Here is a 20,225-nt window from a genome sequence, read left to right on the forward strand (position 1 = left end):
AATTGAATTTCTACTGCTATTTGCTTATACAAACGGGCTATTTTTTTATAGCGGGTTACCCCTTAGGACTTCGGATGATGAATCGCCGCCGACACACCAGGCGCAATGCACGCGAGGTGTTCGGCGGCGATTTGAGGCACTAACGTGGGGAATATCGAGATGGGTCGCGCACGGATCAAAGTCCGCTGCGGTCGGCCTGGAGGCCTTCATGGCGCAGCTTCGGCGCGTTGTCGCTGCCGGTGCCGTCTTTCGAAGCGCCGCCCCAGCCGTGGGCGGTGACGTCGAAGATCACGCCGTTCGGGTCGAAGAATTTCACTTCGTAGAAGATGTTGCTCTTCACCGGCACTTCGCCCATGTAATAGCGTCCGCCAGCGGCTTCGATCTTCGCGCGCGTGGCGGCCACGTCTTCCACCCAGATGCCGATGTGATGCAGGCCGACGAACTCGCGGCCGCGGTCGCCCGCCGCTTCGTCGTTCTTATAGTTGAGCAGCGCGAGATTGATGACGCCGTCCGAGAGGTAGACGCCCCGGGCGAGCGAGGAGTCCGTCTCCCCGACCTTCTTGAAATCGAACGCCTGCATATAGAACTCGGCCGCCTTCCAGGGGTCCGGCACGGAAAGCGCAATGTGACGCAGTTTGGCCATGATGAATGTCTCCTTCGGATTGAGGTGATAGGCCTCGCCGGCACCTCCGGCGAATGGCTTATGTATACTATCTCAGCACATTGCATTCAAAAACGTATTTTTGAATGCATGTTGAGCCTCCCATCGTTCCGAAAATCGATCAAACCCCGTCCCATATGGCGTTGCGCCCTTTTTACACGAGAACATAAGGAAAAATACTCGTATAATCCGCATGTATACAATCCGACTCAAACGACGCATCTACGGAGCGAGATAAACCAGCATGGCCGAAACCATTGCCGCACGGATCTGCCGCGTACTGACGGGCGAAATCATCGACGGCCGCCTGCCTCCCGGGCAGAAGCTTGAAGAAGTCGTGCTGGCCGAGCGCTTCAAGGCGTCTCGCACGCCCATTCGCGAAGCACTGCGCGAGCTGAACGCCCGTGGCCTCATCGAACTCACGCCGCACAAGGGCGGTGTCGTCGCAAGCATCAGCGTCGACGACCTGTCCGACATGCTTGAAGCGATGTGCGAGCTCGACGCGCTTTGCTGTCGCCTGAGTGCACAGCGCATGAGCGCCATGCAGAAGAAGCAGTTGGAGATGATTCACGTCCAGAGCAAGCAGTGCATGGACGCGGGCGACGAAGCCGGTTACCTCGCGCTCAACCGCGAGTTCCATCAGTTGCTGAGCGCAGGCACGCAGAACAAGACGCTGATGGCGCTGATCGACAGCCACCGCGAACGGCTCGCCCCGTTTCGGGCGGCCCAGTCCGACGTCGAAGAGCGCTTCACCGTATCGTTCGACGAACACGACCGCGTAGTCGAAGCCGTGCTGGCGGCCGATGCCGAAGCTGCCTACAACGCAATGCGCAGCCACACGGCGCGTCTGAGCATCCACGTACTCGAACGTCTGCAACATAGCCGCAAGGACGACTGATCCGGCGCCATTGCGCGCACACCACGTCATCCGGCCCATGCCCGCCCCGCGCGCGCATGGGCTTTTCTTTTGTGTGTCCCCTTCCAATCCGTCGATTGGTCAGCGGCGGGCCCGCGAGTGCCAATCGAGACGCCATGCCGCTTTGCACGGAGATGTCACTAATAGTGTTCATCCGTTGCGAGGTTGAACATCCGCCACGGCTGCCTAGCCTCCACAACAGAAACGCTACGTCGTTTCGTCATTTCGGCGCCGTCGTCGTTGTCATCGACGGCATTCAACTCAGCCTTTCGTGGAGACTCACATGTCGCAAATCACCGATGTGCTGGTCAGCATCGACACCAAGACCATCGTCGACCGCTACGGCAAGAATTCCAGCATGGCGAATCCGCCGCTCATCGACTTCAAGCATGTTTTCATGATCGTGACGCAGGGCAACGTGGTGAGCGGGCAAGCAGGCGGCGAGCTGGACGTCGCGGCCACGGTCGGCGATGTCATCCGGTGGCGCGAATGTTCGCTCTCGCTGGGCTTCGAGCAGTCGTGCATCTTCTACAAGTTCGTGGGCAATCAGGGTAATGAGCTGATTTCTCCGCCCTCCCCGCGCGAAGCCGAGGTGACGATCCCCGTGCCGAACCCGCCGGACCCGACCAAACCGAAGAAGCAATCCTGCTCGAACTATTTCTGGTCGAGCGAAACGCTCAAGACCGGTCGCGTCACCTATCACTTCCAGTTCATGATTCTTGACCGCAGCGGCAATGTTTGCGGCTGCTATCAGTGGGATCCGTTCATCACCATTCGCAACCATTGAGTCGTTACGTCATCATGTCGATCCGCCATTTGTTGTGTGCCTTAAGCGGCTTAAGGCACACGATGCGTGGCGGTCGTCACGGCCCACAGCAGGGAGCCTCCATGTCCGAAGCGAAGCCCGGCGGCGATACGCGGGACAACGCCCGCAGCGCCGCCAGCACCGACGTATTGCTCGTAGTCGATACGGTGACGCTGCTCGACCGAGCGTCCGGAAGTGACGGGAAACCGCAGCCCGCCCCAGACAATGCTTACTACGCCTTGGCCCCGAACGCCGACGCCCTGACTGGCGTCAACGGCGCAAAGTGGGTCATCGACGCGCCCCCCGGTACCCGCATGAAGCTGCGCTGGACGCCGCTCGCGATGCGTGGCGAGCACGCGGCACTGCTGCAATTCGCGCTCGTCGACGAAACCACATTGGGACGGTCGAGCCTGCATGTCGAGAGCCACGCCACGCGCTACGCGCCGCAGTCAGGAAAGCCCGATGAACCGGTTCCGCGTGAAGCACCAGATGCTTACTGGGAGACAGAGGTGATCGCCAGCGGGACGGCCGACGTCAATGTCGACGCCACGGTGACCGATCGCGACGCCAACGTCCTCGGGCGCTTCACGTGGTCGCTGCAAATCGTCGTGCCCTGATGCGTCCGCCTGCCTCCCCCTCACGCATCGCGGCCCCCTCGCCATCCATTTAGAAATCGAATGGTATGCATTCTGATATTTAATTTGTCGATGCCCGATCGGTTCGCTATCTTGTAAGTCTTACCCCGCAGTTTCACCCCCCACGAGACCCCGCAGCGCGGCTGCGTCCCGCCACACGACACGTTCATACGGCACGTTGTGAGGCAGCGCCAGCGAGGCCCCGGGCAGCATAGAGGCGTTCCCAATGACTCACCGCGTTTTCGTCGGCGCCGTCGGTGCCGACGGCAACCCCATCACCCTCGCTGTGCGCGACGGACGTTTCACCTACGTCGGCGCGCCCGACTCGTACACCCCCGACACCACCGGCGCTCAGATCATCGATCTGCAAGGCAAGCTCGTGCTGCCCGGATTTGTCGACGGTCACATCCATCTGGACAAGAGCTTCGTCGGCGATCGCTGGCGTCCCCATCGCCCTGCTGCGACCCTGCGCGAGCGCCTTGCCGCCGAGAAGCAGGAAATCACCGCCGCAGCGCCAATGGCTCAGCGTGCCGACACCCTGATGCGTCAAACGGTGTCGTTCGGCACCGTCGCCATGCGCTGTCATGTGGACGTCGACGCCAGCACCGGCCTCACGCACCTGAACGAAATCCTGGCCATGCGCGAAAAGTGGCGCGAATGGCTGGATATCGAACTCGTCGCTTTCCCGCAAGCGGGTGTGATGACGTGCCCCGGTACAGCCGAGGTTCTGGACGACGCCGTTCGCGCCGGTGTGCAGGTCGTGGGCGGCATCGACCCGACCACGCTCGACGGCGACCCGCACGGGCAACTGAGCGTGATCTTCGGCATCGCCGAGAAGCACGGCACGAAGATCGACATCCATCTGCATGAGCCGGGCGACATCGGTCTCGCACAGTTGCATCGCATTGCGGCGCGCACGCAGGCAGCCGGATTGCAGGGACGTGTGTCCGTCAGCCATGCCTACGGATTGGGCGACATCGGCCCGGAGGAACTCGACACCATCGCCCGCGCGCTGGCCGACGCCGACGTCTCGATCATGACGAACGCCCCAGGCGACCGTGCCTTCCCGCCGATTCTGCGCTTGCGCGAAGCAGGTGTGCGTGTGTTCACGGGCAACGACAACATTCAGGATAGTTGGTGGCCGTACGGCAACGGCGACATGCTGCAACGCGCGATGCTCATCGGCTATCGGTCGGGTTTCTATACGGACGAAGACCTGCACGTCGCACTCGAAATGGCGACGACGGCAGCTGCCGCCGTGATCGGCAAAGCGGACTACGGCCTGCACGCGGGCAACGAAGCCAGCTTCGTCGTCTTCGACGCACCGAACGCCGCCGCCGCTGTGGCAGCCGCACCGGCGGCGCGCGCAGTGATTCGTCACGGACGTTATTGGGGCGGCCCGGCGCAACTCGCGCTGGACCCCGCCCTGCTCAAGGACACAGCAGGGGTCACCCCGACCTGACTGTCATGCGCGACGCAGCCGCCTGCGCGAGGCGACGGCGTCGCTCACGTTCGTCGCACCGAGGTGAAGCGATCCGTGCGCGCCCCCAAGCGTGGATCGTGACCCAGGAACCCGGCGGCGGACGATGGGGAGAAAACAGAACGACGCAACAGAACGACGCATCGGAATCATCAGGAGCTAACAAGCATGTCGAAGACTACGTATTACGCGCCGCACGGCGGGCATCCGGGCCAAACGGAACTGCTCACCGACCGCGCCATGTTCACCGAAGCGTACGCCGTCATCCCGAAGGGCGTGATGCGCGACATCGTGACCAGCCACCTCCCGTTCTGGGACAACACGCGTCTGTGGGTGCTGGCACGTCCGCTCTCGGGTTTCGCCGAGACGTTCGCGCAATACATCATGGAAGTGGGTGCAGGCGGCGGTAGCGACAAGCCCGAGCAGGACGACAAGGCCGAAGGCGTGCTGTTCGTCGTGGAAGGCGAAATCACCGTCACGATTCAAGGCAAGGCGAATACGCTCACGCCGGGCGGCTATGCGTTCATCCCGCCCGCGACCGACTGGCAACTGCGCAACAACAGCCAGAGCACGGCGCGCTTCCACTGGATCCGTAAGCACTATCAGGCCGTGGAAGGTCTGCCGTATCCGGAACCGTTCGTGAAGAACGAGCAGGACGTCGAGCCGATCGCGATGCCGGGCACCGACGGCCGCTGGGTAACGACGCGCTTCGTCGACATTCAGGATATGCGCCACGACATGCACGTCAACATCGTGACGTTCCAGCCGGGCGGCGTCATCCCGTTCGCGGAAACGCACGTGATGGAGCACGGCCTGTACGTGCTCGAAGGCAAGGCCGTCTACCGTCTGAATCAGGATTGGGTGGAAGTCGAAGCCGGTGACTTCATGTGGTTGCGTGCGTTCTGCCCCCAGGCCTGCTACGCCGGTGGCCCCGGCCCGTTCCGCTACCTGCTGTACAAAGACGTCAACCGTCACATGAATCTGACGCTGGGCGCTCAGCCGAAGTAAGCGGCACTCAGCCGAGCTAAATAGTCGCTAAGCCGCGTGCGTCGTGATTACTTCGACGCACGCGGTTTCGATTCCAGCATCCCGACAAGCACCTTGGCGAGCGCACCCACCATCGGGTCGGCCGTCGGCCGATGAAAGATCGCCAGCTCGAACGTGTCGACGACAGGCAGCCCCTGCGCACGACCGAGCACCACATGCCCCGGCAGCACCGCGCGCGGCGGAACCAGACTGATCCCCATACCATCGGCCACAGCGCCCTGAATACCGCTCAGACTCGAACTCGTGAAGCTGATGCGCCAGTTGCGCCCCATCGCTTCGAGCGCGTTGATCATGTCGTCGCGGTACAGCCCCCGCGTCGGGAACGTCACGAGTGGTACGGGATCGAGACCGAACGACGGATGCTTCGCACTGTCGATCCATGCCAGCTTTTCCGGACTGCTCGCCACCGACTCGCGACTGTTGCGGCGCTGCTTGACCAGCACGAGATCCAGTTCACCGTGATCGTAACTACCTAGCAAATCGCGACTCAGGCCGCTCGTGACTTCCAGCTTGACCTGCGGATACTGACGGTTGAAACGGGCGAGCACCTGCGTCGTCGCGCCGGTGGCGAAGTCCTCCGGCACACCGAGACGCACCGTCACCGCCACCACCGCGCCCGAAAGCGCTTCGAACATCTGATCGTTGAGTGCGAGCATCTGACGCGCATAACCGAGCAGCAACTCGCCCGCATCGGTCGCGTGCACCTCGCGATTGCCCCGGTCGAGCAGCTTATGGCCGACCATGTCCTCCAGACGCTTCACCTTCTGGCTGACGGTGGACTGCGTTGAATGCAGACGGGCGGCCGCCGTCGTGAAGCTGCCGCAATCGGCCACCATGATGATCGAGCGCAAGAGGTCCAGATCGAACAGCGGTCGATTCGATTTCGCACTGCCAGCCATGTCTCGTATTTATTTTTGCGATGAATGGCAGAACTTGTATCACGCGCGACGAACGCCCGACAACTGGGGTTTTCGGCGGTGCCCGCGCCGTGATGGCTACCGGCACCGCGTCGTGCATGTAGTGCCTGGCTAGACACCCAACGCCCGTCCGTCGCTACGCGGATCGTGTGCGCCGCTCATCTGCCCTTGCGGGCCGATACGAATCGCGCCGGGATGCCCCGCCAACTGGCTTTGGGGTGGCAGCGGACTCATCTCGTGCCCTCGCGCGGCGAGCGCGGTGAATACACCCGCACCGGCGTCCTGTTCCAGCTTGAGGCTGTCGCGCGAATCGGAGAACGTCTTGCCCAGCAGGAAGCGCGGGCGCTTCAATGCCGTCAAAGGATCCATGTCGTAGTCGATGAGACGGGTCAGCACGGCTGCGAGCGTCTGCGGCTGCCCGTCTGCGCCTTGCGTACCGTAAAGCAATTGTGGACGTCCGCCCTTCAGGTACATCCCGGGATTGAGCGTATGGAACGGACGCTTGCCGCCGCGCAGCACGTTGGGATTCGCCGGGTCCATGCTGAAAGACGCCCCTCGGTTGTGCCACAGCACACCGGTGTCTCCCAGCACCACACCGCTGCCCCAGTCGAAGTAGACGGTTTGCAGCATGCTCACGCAGTTGCCCTGACTGTCCGCCGCCCCGATGTACACCGTGTCGCCCGTCTTGAAGACGTGCGGCCAAGGCATCGCGCGGTCCATGCGAATGCTGCGCGCATGGGCATCGAGATTCGCACTGGATAGCAGACGATCCACCGGCACGTCGACGAAATCGGGATCGGCCACGTAGCGGTTGCGGTCGAGAAACGCGAGCTTCACCGCTTCGACCAGCACGTGATAGTAGTCGGCGCTGCCCTCCGGCATCGACTTCAGATCGAAGCGATTGAGGATGCCCATGATCTCAAGCGTCGTCACGCCTTGTGTCGGCGGACGCAGCCCGAGCAACTCGCCGTCCCGATACGCCACGCGCAACGGCACTTCCTCACGCGCCTGCGCACGGGACAGATCGCTCGCGCGTAACGGCGAGCCTACCTTCTTCAGACCGGCCGCGATGCGTCCGGCCAGATCGCCTTCATAGAATTCGCGTCCGCCGTGGGTGGCGATGCTGTCGAGACTTCGCGCCAGCGCTGGCTGATGAAAGCGCTCACCGGCCTGCGGGATGCGTCCGTTCGGCATGAAAGTGGTTGAGAAGCCCTCCCAGCCGGACAACTCGTTGGCCCGGAACGTCTGCCAGAAGTGCTGCGACGGCGTCACGGGAAAGCCGTTCGCAGCGTACTCGGTCGCGCGCGAAAAGAGCGACGGCCACGATTGCTGACCGCCCCACTGCGTGCGACTCAATTCGAATGCCTTGTCCCAGATGGCGACCGTCGCAGCCGTGGTCAGCGTCGCGCCGGGGCCGCGCACAGGAATCGCGCTGCCGTACTCGGGCGGTTGGGCTGCGGCCTGACCGATGCCAGAGAGCGTGCGCACATTGCCGTCACGATCACTGATGACCATGAAGGCGTCGCCGCCCAGACCGGTGAAATGCGGATACGTCACGCTCAGCACCGCGCCAATGGCAATCGCCGCTTCGATGGCGTTCCCGCCCGCGCGCAGCACTTCCAGCCCCGCTTCGCTCGCCAGCTCATGCGGACTGGTCACCATGCCACGCGTCGATTGTGCGAGACGCCCGTCCGGCTTTGCGTTCGTGTCTGCTTTCGTCGTCACCGACGGTGCGGCTGCCACAGCTTCGGCAGCCTCCACGGCCGAGAGCGGCAGGACAGCGCTACCGGCCAGCGCCGCCGTCCCCATCAGAAAATTGCGACGCGTGTTGATGCTGCTCGCATCGCCAGCGGCAGACGGCTGCGGCGTCGATTGCGGTGGTGTCGGAGTAAGGCCATCGGCCAGTTTTGGTGCGAACGTCATGCCGTCTCCCTTGGGGATGTCATTGGAAGGCGAAGCGCACCCGACACTGGCAGCGCTTCGCCCGTACATCGTTGAATCGTCAAATCGTCGTGGGATTGGAGGTCAGACTTCCGCCTTCCAGCCCTTCCAGTTGCGTTGATGCGAGACTTCCGGGGCGGAGTAGCGCTCCTTGAGCCAGGCGTAGACCGGACCGAGCGCGTTCATCGCCACGGCGGCGGCCAGTGCGGCCAGCGGGTCCTGTGCAACGGGACCGAAGCCGCCGAACAGCGTGGCGAAGTAAGTCGCGAAGCCGAAAAACATGCCCGGGATGAAGTTCAGGCCGGGGAAGAAGCGCGCCAGCGCCATCATCGAGCCGTTGCCTGCGAACAGAATCACCATCTCCGCGACCACCAGCGTGTTGCCGCTGAACTGCGTGGCGGCCTGTTTGAAGCCCAGCACGATCAGGAACGCGAAGAACGATCCGATCGGTAGCGTCGCCCAGATACGTTTTAGGTTCACCAGCGTCGGGCCGCCCATCGCGAACGTGGCCGCCCAACTGATAAAGATCGCCCATGGCGGCAGATGCAACGGCAGCATCGCAATCGGGATGGTGGTGACAGCAAGTAGTGAGGCAACGACTTCCGCAGGCAGCTTCTTCATGATTGTCTCCTTGAGTTTTATAAGAACTTCATTGCGCACAACAACATGAATGCCGGTGAATCTCGCAGCTGTGCTGCGTCACGACCGTGATGCGGCCGCGTTTGATGACCCACAGACGTGGCGGGATATCGAGCAGCGCGTCGGCCACCCGGAACGTATCGAGAATGATCAGATCGGCCTGCTTGCCCACGGCGATGCCGTAGTCGTGCGACAGGCCGATGGCGCGCGCGGCGTTATGCGTGCCCATGTCCAGAATCGCCTGCTGATGCTCGGGCACGCCGAACTGCGCCACGTGTGCGAGCAGATTGCCGATCTGCAACATGTCGGCCTTGCCGAACGGGGTGAATGCGTTGCGCACGTTGTTCGACGAATACGCAACGTTCACACCGGCGCTATGCAACGCTTTCACAGGGGTCAGTCCACGACGCTGGTTCTGCGCATCCTTGCGCCCGCCCAGATACAGATCCGTCGCGGGCAACGTGACGATGCTGATGCCCGCCAGGCGGATCTGTTCGATCACCGGTGCGAGTTCGTCGTTGTCGAGCGCGCCCAGACTCGTCACGTGGCCGAGGGACACGCGTCCCTGATAGCCCGTGTCGATGGTTCGCTGCGCGATGTATGAGATAGCGGCGAAGCGCTGATCGCTGGTGTCGTCGGCGAAGTCCGCGTGCATGTCGATGGGCGCATCGAAGCGCTGCGCCAGCTCGAACACGATATCGATGTGGCGCTTCGTGTCTTCCCAGTTCAGCTCGTTGTACGGGCAGCCGCCCACGACGTCCGCGCCCATGCGCAGCGCGTCGATCATCAGCTCATAGGTGCCCTTCGACTTGAGAATGCCCTCCTGCGGGAACGCCACGATCTGCAAGTCGAGCAGGCTGTCGTATTCGTCCTTGAGCGTAAGCAACGTCTCCACACCGATGAGGCCCTGAATCAGGTCGACGTCGGGGTGCGCACGCACGGCGACCGTGCCGTTCTTGACCGCCATGTCGAGCACCTGACGCGAGCGGTCGAGCACGTCCTCACGCTCCTGCTTGCTCTTGAGAATGCCGGTCACGCGAATGGCCTCGTCGAGCGTGCCGAAGCGTGCGGGCAGACGACGATGCAGCAGCGCCTTGTCGAGATGCAGGTGCGCTTCGACGAGGCCGGGAATCGCGGCCCGGCCCTGCGCGTCGATCTGCTCGTCGGCGGTGGCGTCGATGCCCGGCTCTATCGCGGCGATGCGCCCGCCCTTGATGGCGATATCCACGAGCGGCGCGTCGTCGCGTACGCACACATTGTTGATCAGCAGGTCCACATGCATGGTGCGGGTCTCCTTACGTCACGAAAAGCACTTGCGAATAGGGTCGCAGAGTGAGGTTGATGGACTTGGCCGGAGTGCGTCGGCGGCCGGGGTGGCAAAGGTTCTGAAAGGCCTGAACCAAGATTAGAAGAGCGCCCGAATACGGGGCATCGGGATTTGCTGGTTTTCGTCTAAGAATTTCCCTAGACGCGGTGCAGCAATCAAAACGTGGGGAAGGGTTTGACCGGACAGAACGTCCGGCCAGGGCAATCCAACGCCGAATCAGGCGTCGGTACCGGCGACGATCAGACCGTGCTCAATGGCGTAATGCACAAGCCCCGCCGTCGACGGAATGTCCATCTTGGTCAGGATGTTCGCCTTGTGCGTGCTGACGGTCTTGGCCGACAACGACAGGCAGCGGGCGATGTCGTTGATGCCATTGCCCTCGACCAGCATCTGGAAAATCTGGAACTCGCGCGCGGTCAGACGCGTGTGCGGCAACGCCTCGGCGGGTTGTTGCAACTGACGAACCAGCTTGTCGGCCACTAGCGGCGACACGACTGTGCCACCCCGTGCCACGCGCCGGATAGCGCTCATCAGTTGCTCCGATTCGGCGTTCTTCGTGAGATAGCCCGCTGCGCCAGCGCGAATGGCCTGCACCGCATATTGCGACTCGCGATACATGCTGAGCACCAGAATCGGCAGTGACGGATAGCTCGCCTTGATCTGGGCGATGAGCGCGATGCCGCTCTTCCCGGGCATCGACATATCGAGCAACAGCACGTCAATGGTGGTCAGGCGCAGGCGCTTCAGGACGTCTTCGCCATCCACCGCCTCGGACACGACGGCCATGTCGGGGGCCATCGAAATGATCTTTTTCAGACCGTCACGAATGATCGCGTGGTCGTCGGCAATCATCACACGCATGGCCACCCCGCATCGTGAGTTGCAGGAATCGTCGAGGCATGCGTGGCTGGCCGCGCAGGAATCCGCACGACGATACGCGTGCCCTGCCCTGGCGCACTTTCGATATCGAAGGCACCGCCCAGCATCAGCGCCCGCTCTCGCATGCCCATGAGACCGAGCCGCTGGCCGTGTCCGGCGCGCGACGGGTCCATGCCCCGCCCGTCGTCGCTGATGCACACGTGGCAGTGCCCCTCGCGCAATTCGAGCGTCACGCGGACTTGCGTCGGCTGTCCGTGCCGGCTCGCGTTCGTGAGCGACTCCTGCACGATGCGGAAGATGGCCGTGCTGCACTCGCTATCGAGACACGCCGTCACCGACTCGGGCATCACCAGTTCGCACGGTAAGCCGTGACGTTGTGCAAACGATTCCGTGAGCCATTCCAGCGCGGCGTGCAGGCCGAGTTCGTCAAGTACCGCCGGGCGCAGGTCCGCCGCGATGCGATGCACGGCGTCGATCGTCTCGTCGACCAGCTCCTTGAGCATCTGGATCTGCGCCGACTGATCGGCCGCAGGCAGGTTCGGTTGCGTCTCCAGATAGTTCAGACCGAGACGCAGGCCGCCCAGCCACTGCCCGAGTTCGTCATGCAATTCGCGCGACAGGCGCGTACGCTCGGCTTCACGTACGGTTTGCAGATACGCCGAGAGTTGACGCAGTTGAGCGCGCGAATCGAGCAGCGCCATCTCGGATCGCTTGCGGTCGGTGATGTCGCGTGAGATGCCGACGGTGCCGACGATGCGTCCGTGGGCATCGCGCACAGGCATCTTGACGGTGTCGAACCAGCGCGGTGCGCCGTCTGCACCCGGGCGGCTCTCTTCGTAACGACGACGTACGCCGCTCGCGACGACGGCACGGTCGGTGGCAAGGTACACACGTCCCCACTCGGAGGACCATACCTTGTCCGGCGTGCTGCCAATGATGTCAGCCTCGGTGCGCCCGCATGCGGCCATGAAGGCGTCGTTGACGAGGATGTAGCGCGACTCGGTGTCCTTAAGCCACGCCTGATCCGGGATGTTGTTCAGAATCGCCCGGTGCAGTTCGCCATGCGTCTCCACTGCGTCTCCTTGCCGTACCGATGAAATGACGCGGCGCAGCACAGTCAAAGGCTTGCAAACAAGGCGTCTGCCCTGTCAGAGGTTCGCCATGACGTCGACACCGGTCCGCAACCAATATAGCCAGACCGGCGTGCGAGCGCGCCTCTAGTTTTCCCGCATATCGGCATGCTGCGTTGATTCATGAGTTTTTCTGATGGATGCCGCAGCGTGGCGGGAGCGACAGGCAGATGTCATCCGCTTCAACCGAACAGCGCCTGTGGCCAGCCGACGATCTGCTTGCGACGGGGAGGCGCATACGTGCGCACCTTGGACGTGCTCAGGCCGAGCCGCACCAGCGATTCGGCGAGTGCAACGGCAGCGGACACGCCATCGACGACCGGCACGCCCGTACGCTCGCGAATCTTGGCGTCAAGTCCGGCCATCCCGCCACAACCAAGGCAGATGACTTCGGCATGATCGTCGCGCACGGCGATCTCCGCCTGTGCGACAACGGCCGCGATGGCCCGCTGCGGATCGCGCTCCAGTTCCAGCACCGGCATGCCGCTCGCGCGCACCGAGGCACAGCGAGCGTCGAGACCGGCCAGCTTCAGACGGTCTTCGATGAGCGGCACCGTACGATCGAGCGTGGTGACGACCGAGTATCGGTGGCCGAGGAGCATCGCCATGCTCGCGGCGGCTTCGGTAATGTCGACGACGGGCACGTGCAGCAATTCCTGCAAGCCTTCGCGTCCGTGTTCGCCATAACCGGCCTGAATCACGGCGTCGTACGGTTCGTCGTAGCTCATCACGCGCTGCATCACGGCAATGGCCGCGAGATAGCTTTCGAAATTGCCTTCGACGGATTCCGCACCGAAGTGCGGCGTGAGTCCGACGATTTCCGTGCCCGGCGACGCGCTCGCACGTGCATGGTGCGCGATGGCGTCGGTTATCGCGGCCGTCGTGTTGACGTTCACGACAAGGATCTTCATAAACACTCCAGAGGGGATGAATACAGAGGTGAAACTCGCCTGCGCTACCGGCGCAGCACAGACCCTAGTGTGCGGCGCTGTCGACGGCGAAGTGCTCGCCCGAGCAATCTTCGAATGCCCGGCGACGGTCCGAGATCGCGTAGTACACGCCACCGGCAATGCCCGCACCGAGCAGCCAGGAGAACGGCGTGAGCGCGCTGAACGCCGGCACGAGCGCCGCCGTCACCGCGACCAGCGCCGATGGCACCAGCGCGACCACCGCCTTCGGGTTCACGCCGCGCACATAGTGGTAAGTGCCCTCGCGCATTTCGCTGTACAGATGCGGCACGTGCACGCACGTCTTGCGAAGCAGCCAGTAGTCCACGGTGATGATGCCGTAGAGCGGGCCGAGCAACGCACCGAGACCTGACAGGAAGTACACGATCACGATGGGGCTGTTATAGAGATTCCACGGCAGGATGACGACGGCAATCGTGGCGCTGATGAGACCTGCGCGACGGAACGTCAGCCGATGCGGGGCGAGGCTCGTGAGCACGAACGCCGGAGCGACGAAGTTCGCCATGATGTTGACGGCGACCGTCACGACGAGAAACGCGAGACAGCCGAGCACGAGGAACGTCTTGTCGGGAATCGTGGCGATGATCTCGGTCGGGCTATGGATGATCTGACCGTTCAGGCTGAACTGCGCACCGGCGAGCACGAAGCTGATCACCGCGAAGATCAGGATGTTGACGGGCAGCCCCCAGAAATTGCCGGTACGAATGACCTTGCGGCTCGGCGAAGCGCGTGTGAAGTCGCAGAAGTTGAGCACCAGCGTGCCGTAGATCGCGAGCCACAACGCGCCGCCCGCGAAGACCTTCGTCCACATGGCGAGGCCCGTGAGCGGCGTGCCGACCGACATGGCGATATGGCCTCCGGCACGGTGATACATCCACACCGCAAGACTCGTCACGGTGACGAGAATGATCGGCCCGGCGAACGCTTCGTACTTGCGCACCATCTCCATGCCGTAAGCCAGAATCGCGAGTTGCACGAGCCAGATGGCGATGAAACTGAGCCAGCCGAGCGTCGACAGACCGAGCACGCTGTTGTGATCGTAGGCGCCGGCCGCAGGCCAAACCGCTACGAGCAACACGCGCAGCACGACCGAGGCGAGATACGTCTGAATGCCGAACCACGCAATGGCGATGACCGCACGCACGATGGCAGGAATCTGTGCGCCGTAGACGCCGAAGCTCATGCGGCTGACAACAGGGAACGGCACACCGGTCTTCTGGCCCATGTAGCCCGTCAGGTTCATGAAGACGTAGACAAGCGCCGCGCCGATGCCGAGCGACGCGAGCATCTGCCAGCCGGTCAGACCCAGTGCGAAGAGTCCGATCGCGAAGGAGTAGTTGGCGATGTTGTGCACATCGTTGGTCCACAGCGCGAAGATGCTGTAGCGGCCCCAGCGCCGTCCTTCGGCCTTTGTCGGGGCCAGATCGGCGTTATGCAGCCGTGGGCTGAGCCCATGCGCGGTGTGATGAGCGTGAGTTTGGGCACGGGACTGCCCGGTCGTGGGCATGCCGCCCAGGACCTCGTTCGAAACGTCCAATTGCATCCGCATTGTCTCCTTGATTGAAGCAAGGACGACCTGACCGTTCGGTCTGACCGCTTATTGGCGCGGTCTATGCATCGCCCTTGCTGAATGCGTGTTGGTGCAATGGAGTATGGGTGGGACGTTTTGAATTGGGAAATTAAATGTTTGGTTGAGTGGTATTCGGAAAATGGATACGAACAAAGGGTAGAAACGCTACGCGTCGTAGCCTCGGAACAGACCGCACAAGCGGAACACGTCTTCCGTGTAAGGCAGTTCCTTGACCTTGCAATAGCGGCTCGCGAGTTTCATCAACTCCTTGATGTCGCGCCCGCTCGCTTTCGGATATCTCGCGGCCAGCGTCTCGATCAGCCCGTCGTCGAGATGCGCACCCACCTGATCTGCCTGCATGCGCCAGAGCCTGCGCGCATCCGCCGCCGAAGGCACTTCGTAGTGGATCGTGGCGATGCAGCGCGAGAGGATCGCGTCGTCCACGTCGCCGATACGGTTCGTCGTCATGAACAGCAAACCGTGGAAGTACTCCAGCGAGCGCAGGAACTCCGCGACGATGGCGTTGTGCTCCAGATCGTTGTCGCGACGCCGGATGTACACGTCGGCCTCGTCGAGCAACAGGATTGCATTCCATCGCATGGCACGTCGCAAGATGCTCATGAGCGTGGCCCCCACCGACGCCGCCGTCGTCCCCAGCTGCCCCGAGTGCACGCGATACAACGGCTTGCCAACCACTTCCGAGTAGATCTCCGCAGTCAGCGTCTTGCCGAGGCCCGGTGCGCCCTGACACAGGATCGTCGCGCCACCCGATTTTCCCGGGACGAAGTCCGGCATCATCACATCCATGTTCGACGTCAGGATGTCGATGAGATCGTGATGATGTGCGGGCAACACCAGCTTGTCGCGCAGACTCGGCTGATATTCGTACTCGGTCATGTTCTGCACGTGGACCCAAAGATTGCGGTGCCAGTCGAGATGGAAGACGTGCACGTAGCAGTGCAGCGGAATCGTCTCGAACGCCTGCCCGATCTCGGCGTTGCGCCAGAAATCGGCATCGCACGCCATCTCGAAGTTGCGCTCCAGCCGCTCTTCGTCGTTGACGCACTTGGCTGTCACGCCGTCGCCCACACGAATCAGTTCCGTCGCGCCCTTCGGGTCGACGGAGAACGCCGCGCGGCTCAGCACGAACTGCGCACCAAACGCGCGCTGCACGCGCAGGAAGCGTTGCGCATGCTGTTCGTATTCGGTCTTGAACTCCGCACATTCCTTGTAGAAACCGAACTCCGCGAGCAATTCGGGAATGGTGCGATTCGCGATGTCGTCGCGCGTGAAGACGAGCGACGTGGTCATGCCCGAGCGACGCGGGCGATGCTCCGTCGGACTCAGGTTCGCCGACTGCATGGTGTTCGCCAGCATGTCGACGACGACGTACGGCGAGCCCTGATCCGGTTCGACGTAGCGCAACCGTCGCACCAGCCACGGCAACAACGCACCGTCCCGATGGCGCTGATACAGCCAGCCGTCGATCACATCGCGCGCGAGGTAGGCGACCAGCCCTGGCACGAGTTTGTCCAGACTGGGAATCACGCGCGCTTGCGGCGCGTTGTAGACGTTATCGAGTGCGAGCATCTGGAACATCAGTGCGCGCTCGTTCTGCGACTTGCTCAGGACGTAAAGCGTGTTGAGCGACTTCGCGTCGAACCATTCGCTGGAGACCAGCATATTGCCGCGACACACGCCATAGGCCGTCAGTTGCTTGCCCAGCGGTGAGTCGGTGCCGATCAGTTGCATCAGCGGATGAATCAGTGATTCAGGAATTTCGAAATCCATGGACGGCACTCCCCGTATGGCGTGTCGGTTCAGGCGAGGAAGAAGTCGATGGCACGCGCCACGACGCCCGGCTCGATGATGTGCAGCCCGTCGAATTCGACGTATTGCACATCGTAGCCCGCCACTTTTAGTTTGTTTGCGTTTTGACGTCCGCTCGTGGCGATCGGCAATTGCTCGTCGATCAGCCCGTGGGCGATGAACACTTTCGGCAGCCCTTCCTGCACGAAGATCGACATGAAACCGCCGGAGAATGCGATGACATGGCTCGCGATATCACCGTTCGTCACGCCAATCGACAGCGCGTAGCTCGCGCCGTCGGAAAAACCCGCGAAGGCCACGCGCTGCGCGTCGATGCGATAGCGCGTGGCAACGCTTCGCAGCGCCGCTTGCAGACGCTCCAGATCGGGACCATTGCCGCCGATCACGATGTCCCACGTTGGGAAGGTCGAATGCGGTGCGAGCACGAGAAACTTGTGCTGATCCGCGTGCGGCTCGATGAACGGCAACACCTTCTCCGGGAATCCGCCTGCGCCGTGAAACATCACGAACAGCGGTACCGGTTTGTCGGTGGGCAGATCGGCGGGGACGTATAGGACTGCGTCGCGTGTCTCGCTCAGGCCCAGCGGATGACGACCGGGCGCGAACGGTTCAGGCAGCGGGTCGGAAGGTGACGCGGGAGATGGCAAAGAAGCAGAGGCCGACGCTGGCGCGCTCGGGGCGGCGGACGCAATGACGTCCGGTGGCATGCGTCCGAACAAGGAAGGGTCGAACATGGCGCGATGATTGTCCCGTAATCGTTGATGTTATTGATATATTGTATATCACACACATCATCGATGACGTTCGTTATTTGTCGCGCTCGCGACTTCTCTGCGTCTTATCCGGCCATGTAGGCGGTTAATCCGGCCACAAGCGCGTCGAACGCGACTTTGCAACGTGGATTGGCGCGCAGGTCTTCGTGCATCGTGACCCACGTCTGTAGTCGGAATCGGAACGCGCTCGGCAGCAGACGCACCAGTCGCGGGTCGCGTCTGGCCAGCGGCACCTGACACCCACCTATTCCGTATCCGGCGCGAATCATCGCCAGTTGCGCCAGATCGCTGTCTGCCCGGAACGCGAACGTCTCCCGCGCCCACATCGGCACGCCCCGCGTCGCTTCGCGCAGAAACGGCGTCAACTTATCGAATCCGATCACCGTGTGATGCGCGAGGTCGGCCAGCGAAGTCGGTGCGCCATAGCGAGCGACATAGTCGTCGCGCGCGTGCAGACCGACGTCGATAACGCCGACGCGGCGGGCAATCAGCGCCTCTTGCTGCGGCGGCGCCATGCGCACCGCGATGTCCACTTCACGATGCAATAAATCCTGAATGCGGTTCGTCGGCACCAGCTCGATGGTCAGATCCGGGTGGGCGCGACGCAACGCTGTCAGGATCGGCGGCAAGACTTCCACCCCGACGACCTCGCTCGCCGAAATGCGCACCACCCCGTTCACCCCGTCGCCATGACTCGCCGCCGCCCGCTCGAAGGCCAGCGCCGTGTGCTGCATCGCCTGCGCGTGCGAACGCAGCGACTGCGCTGCATCCGTCGCCAGCAAGCCCGTTTGCGAGCGCGTGAAGAGCGTCTGCCCCAGCGCTTGCTCCAGCGCAACGATGTGCCGTCCCGCCGTCGGCTGTGTGATGCCCAGCGCACGCGCCGCGCCTGAGAGCGAGCCCTCCGTCAGCACGGCGAGGAATGTTCGGTAGAGATCCCAGCTGAGATTTGAGGTCATACAAAAATGTATAGCTGATCGATTGTTTTCAGTAATTTTATTCCAATCACTTCGCGCGGAGAATGGCATCACCGACAACCAACGAGGAGTCTCCTCATGAGCCATTCCACTCAACAGACAACATCCCGTGCACTGGTGCTGGGCGCTACGGGCGGCATCGGCGGCGAAGTCGCGCGGCAGTTGCTCGCGGCGGGCTGGCAAGTCCGTGCCCTGCGCCGGGGCGGCGCGCCCGGTTCGATGACGGACACTGGCATCGAGTGGATCGACGGCGATGCCATGCGCGCCGACGACGTCCTCGCCGCCGCCCGCGATTGCGCCGTGATCGTGCACGCCGTCAACCCGCCGGGCTATCGCAACTGGAACACGCAGGTGCTGCCCATGCTGGACAACACCATTGCCGCCGCTACGCGTTATGGCGCGACCATCGTCCTGCCGGGCACCGTCTACAACTTCGGTCCGGAGACGTTCCCCGTGCTGCACGAAGATGCGCCCCAACGGCCGCTGACCCGTAAGGGCCGTATTCGCGCGACGATGGAAGGCCGTCTGCGTGATGCCAGCCGAACCAGCAGCAACGGCGTGCAGACGATCATCGTGCGTGCGGGCGACTTCTTCGGCCCGCTCACCCGCAATAGCTGGTTCGCTCAGGGTCTGGTGAAGCCGGGACAGACGACACGCGTGGTGCAAATCCCGAACGCCCCCGGCATCGGCCATCAATGGTCGTATCTGCCGGACGTAGCCCGCGCAATGGTCATGCTGATCGAACGCCGCCACACGCTCGACGCGTTCGCCAACTTCCACATGGCCGGGCATTGGGATGCCGACGGCACGGAAATGGCCGCAGCGATCACGCGTGTGATGGCGCGTCATGGCGTCGAAGTCAAAACCCGCCGTTTCCCGTGGTGGCTGATGACGCTGGCGTCGCCCTTCGTCACGACGCTGCGTGAGTTGCAGGAGATGCGCTATCTCTGGAAGCAGCCGGTTCGCATGGACAATGCACGTCTCGTCGATGCGCTTGGCGAGGAGCCGCACACGCCGCTCGACGTCGCCATCCACATGACCCTCGACGGCCTCGGATGCTTGCCGGGAAAGCCTTCCGCCATAGGTTTCGCATACCCCTGATTTATACAAGTGTTAACTTGCATAAATAACGATGCGCTCCTATCCTTTGGCCTACTTCCCCATGCTCGTCTTTGCGAAAACGTGCAATCTCAAACCACAGGAGCCGTTATCGATGCCCGGTGCTGTCAGTGTTCTCGATGCCTTCGATGCGTTCGTGATTTTCAAGCTGGTGCTCGTGACCGGCCTGACGTTATGGTCGGCCATTGCCGCGTTGAACAACGTGGTGGCGTTCGGCGCGTCGTCATGGGCCATCGGACGAACGCTGAACATGTCGCCCTTGCGCGAACTACCGGCCATCGAGATTCCGTTGCTGCGTCGCGCGATGCATGCGAAAGGCTGGTCCGTGCTGGCGTTGCTCGTATTGATCGCGCTTCAGCTCACAGCCACGGTATGCCTCGGCTGGGGCGGTATTCAGTTGGCGGGGGCCATCGGTGTGGGTGCCGCCCATGCCACCCACGCCGCCATTGCATGGGCGACGCTGGGCCTCTCGGCCCTGAGCGCAGCGTGGCTGATGATGATGATCGGCGGCTTGTGGTTCGGCTACTGGATTCGTCAGGAAGGCCTGCAACTCACGCACATGATGTTGCTGACGCTAACGATTGCCACGGCCGCTGTTTTGCGGATGTGAGGGA

The 20,225-nt window shown here is 62.6% G+C and carries 19 protein-coding genes; 7 read left to right on the plus strand and 12 right to left on the minus strand.

The annotated features are described in order from the left end of the window. Positions 1-175 precede the first annotated feature (175 nt). A complete protein-coding gene (locus NTU39_RS14575) occupies positions 176-643 on the minus strand; it encodes a VOC family protein (RefSeq protein WP_246184396.1) in 468 nt (155 codons plus the stop codon). A 262-nt stretch (positions 644-905) separates the two neighbouring features. Here NTU39_RS14575 and NTU39_RS14580 point away from each other — a divergent pair, with 262 nt between their 5' ends. From NTU39_RS14580 to NTU39_RS14600, 5 genes are all read left to right on the plus strand, one after another. Then, a complete protein-coding gene (locus NTU39_RS14580; protein ID WP_150574252.1) occupies positions 906-1,559 on the plus strand; it encodes a GntR family transcriptional regulator in 654 nt (217 codons plus the stop codon). A 301-nt stretch (positions 1,560-1,860) separates the two neighbouring features. Continuing rightward, positions 1,861-2,364, plus strand: a complete 504-nt coding sequence (locus tag NTU39_RS14585; protein WP_150662769.1) for an inclusion body family protein — start codon at positions 1,861-1,863, stop codon at positions 2,362-2,364. Between the two features lie 101 nt (positions 2,365-2,465). Continuing rightward, positions 2,466-2,999 (plus strand): AidA/PixA family protein, encoded by a 534-nt coding sequence (locus NTU39_RS14590; RefSeq protein WP_257957925.1) that lies wholly within the window; start codon positions 2,466-2,468, stop codon positions 2,997-2,999. A 244-nt stretch (positions 3,000-3,243) separates the two neighbouring features. Then, the gene (locus NTU39_RS14595; RefSeq protein ID WP_257957926.1) at positions 3,244-4,479 is read left to right on the plus strand and encodes an amidohydrolase family protein; all 1,236 of its coding nucleotides are present in this window, start codon (positions 3,244-3,246) and stop codon (positions 4,477-4,479) included. A 186-nt stretch (positions 4,480-4,665) separates the two neighbouring features. Then, on the plus strand, positions 4,666-5,505 hold the full coding sequence (locus NTU39_RS14600; protein ID WP_039398200.1) for a bifunctional allantoicase/(S)-ureidoglycine aminohydrolase: 840 nt from the start codon (positions 4,666-4,668) through the stop codon (positions 5,503-5,505). 47 nt (positions 5,506-5,552) lie between these two features. Here the strand turns inward: NTU39_RS14600 and NTU39_RS14605 are convergent, their stop codons facing one another. From NTU39_RS14605 to NTU39_RS14655, 11 genes are all read right to left on the minus strand, one after another. After that, positions 5,553-6,443 (minus strand): LysR substrate-binding domain-containing protein, encoded by an 891-nt coding sequence (locus tag NTU39_RS14605; RefSeq protein WP_150662772.1) that lies wholly within the window; start codon positions 6,441-6,443, stop codon positions 5,553-5,555. A gap of 129 nt (positions 6,444-6,572) precedes the next feature. Beyond that, a complete protein-coding gene (locus NTU39_RS14610; RefSeq protein WP_373275406.1) occupies positions 6,573-8,123 on the minus strand; it encodes a gamma-glutamyltransferase family protein in 1,551 nt (516 codons plus the stop codon). A 363-nt stretch (positions 8,124-8,486) separates the two neighbouring features. After that, on the minus strand, positions 8,487-9,023 hold the full coding sequence (locus tag NTU39_RS14615) for a DUF1097 domain-containing protein (RefSeq protein ID WP_150662774.1): 537 nt from the start codon (positions 9,021-9,023) through the stop codon (positions 8,487-8,489). 28 nt (positions 9,024-9,051) lie between these two features. Next, complete coding sequence (locus NTU39_RS14620) at positions 9,052-10,323, minus strand: amidohydrolase family protein (protein WP_257957927.1); 1,272 nt, start codon at positions 10,321-10,323, stop codon at positions 9,052-9,054. A gap of 261 nt (positions 10,324-10,584) precedes the next feature. Continuing rightward, on the minus strand, positions 10,585-11,229 hold the full coding sequence (locus NTU39_RS14625) for a response regulator (protein ID WP_257957928.1): 645 nt from the start codon (positions 11,227-11,229) through the stop codon (positions 10,585-10,587). Next, complete coding sequence (locus NTU39_RS14630) at positions 11,220-12,320, minus strand: PAS domain-containing sensor histidine kinase (RefSeq protein WP_150662777.1); 1,101 nt, start codon at positions 12,318-12,320, stop codon at positions 11,220-11,222. Before NTU39_RS14630 ends, NTU39_RS14625 begins: the two co-directional genes overlap by 10 nt. 239 nt (positions 12,321-12,559) lie before the next feature. Then, complete coding sequence (locus NTU39_RS14635) at positions 12,560-13,288, minus strand: aspartate/glutamate racemase family protein (protein WP_150662778.1); 729 nt, start codon at positions 13,286-13,288, stop codon at positions 12,560-12,562. Between the two features lie 64 nt (positions 13,289-13,352). Further along, complete coding sequence (locus NTU39_RS14640) at positions 13,353-14,852, minus strand: NCS1 family nucleobase:cation symporter-1 (protein ID WP_373275407.1); 1,500 nt, start codon at positions 14,850-14,852, stop codon at positions 13,353-13,355. Between the two features lie 228 nt (positions 14,853-15,080). Beyond that, complete coding sequence (locus NTU39_RS14645; RefSeq protein ID WP_257957930.1) at positions 15,081-16,706, minus strand: AAA family ATPase; 1,626 nt, start codon at positions 16,704-16,706, stop codon at positions 15,081-15,083. Positions 16,707-16,735: 29 nt separating this feature from the next. Continuing rightward, the gene (locus NTU39_RS14650; protein ID WP_257957931.1) at positions 16,736-17,479 is read right to left on the minus strand and encodes an alpha/beta hydrolase; all 744 of its coding nucleotides are present in this window, start codon (positions 17,477-17,479) and stop codon (positions 16,736-16,738) included. 104 nt (positions 17,480-17,583) lie between these two features. Then, on the minus strand, positions 17,584-18,474 hold the full coding sequence (locus tag NTU39_RS14655; RefSeq protein ID WP_150662781.1) for a LysR family transcriptional regulator: 891 nt from the start codon (positions 18,472-18,474) through the stop codon (positions 17,584-17,586). Between the two features lie 96 nt (positions 18,475-18,570). Here NTU39_RS14655 and NTU39_RS14660 point away from each other — a divergent pair, with 96 nt between their 5' ends. Beyond that, positions 18,571-19,593, plus strand: a complete 1,023-nt coding sequence (locus tag NTU39_RS14660) for an NAD-dependent epimerase/dehydratase family protein (RefSeq protein WP_150662782.1) — start codon at positions 18,571-18,573, stop codon at positions 19,591-19,593. Positions 19,594-19,705: 112 nt separating this feature from the next. Then, the gene (locus NTU39_RS14665; protein WP_257957932.1) at positions 19,706-20,221 is read left to right on the plus strand and encodes a DUF2165 family protein; all 516 of its coding nucleotides are present in this window, start codon (positions 19,706-19,708) and stop codon (positions 20,219-20,221) included. Positions 20,222-20,225 lie beyond the last annotated feature (4 nt).

Source organism: Pandoraea commovens (genome assembly GCF_024704525.1).
In the GTDB taxonomy this organism is placed as follows: Bacteria; Pseudomonadota; Gammaproteobacteria; order Burkholderiales; family Burkholderiaceae; genus Pandoraea; species Pandoraea commovens.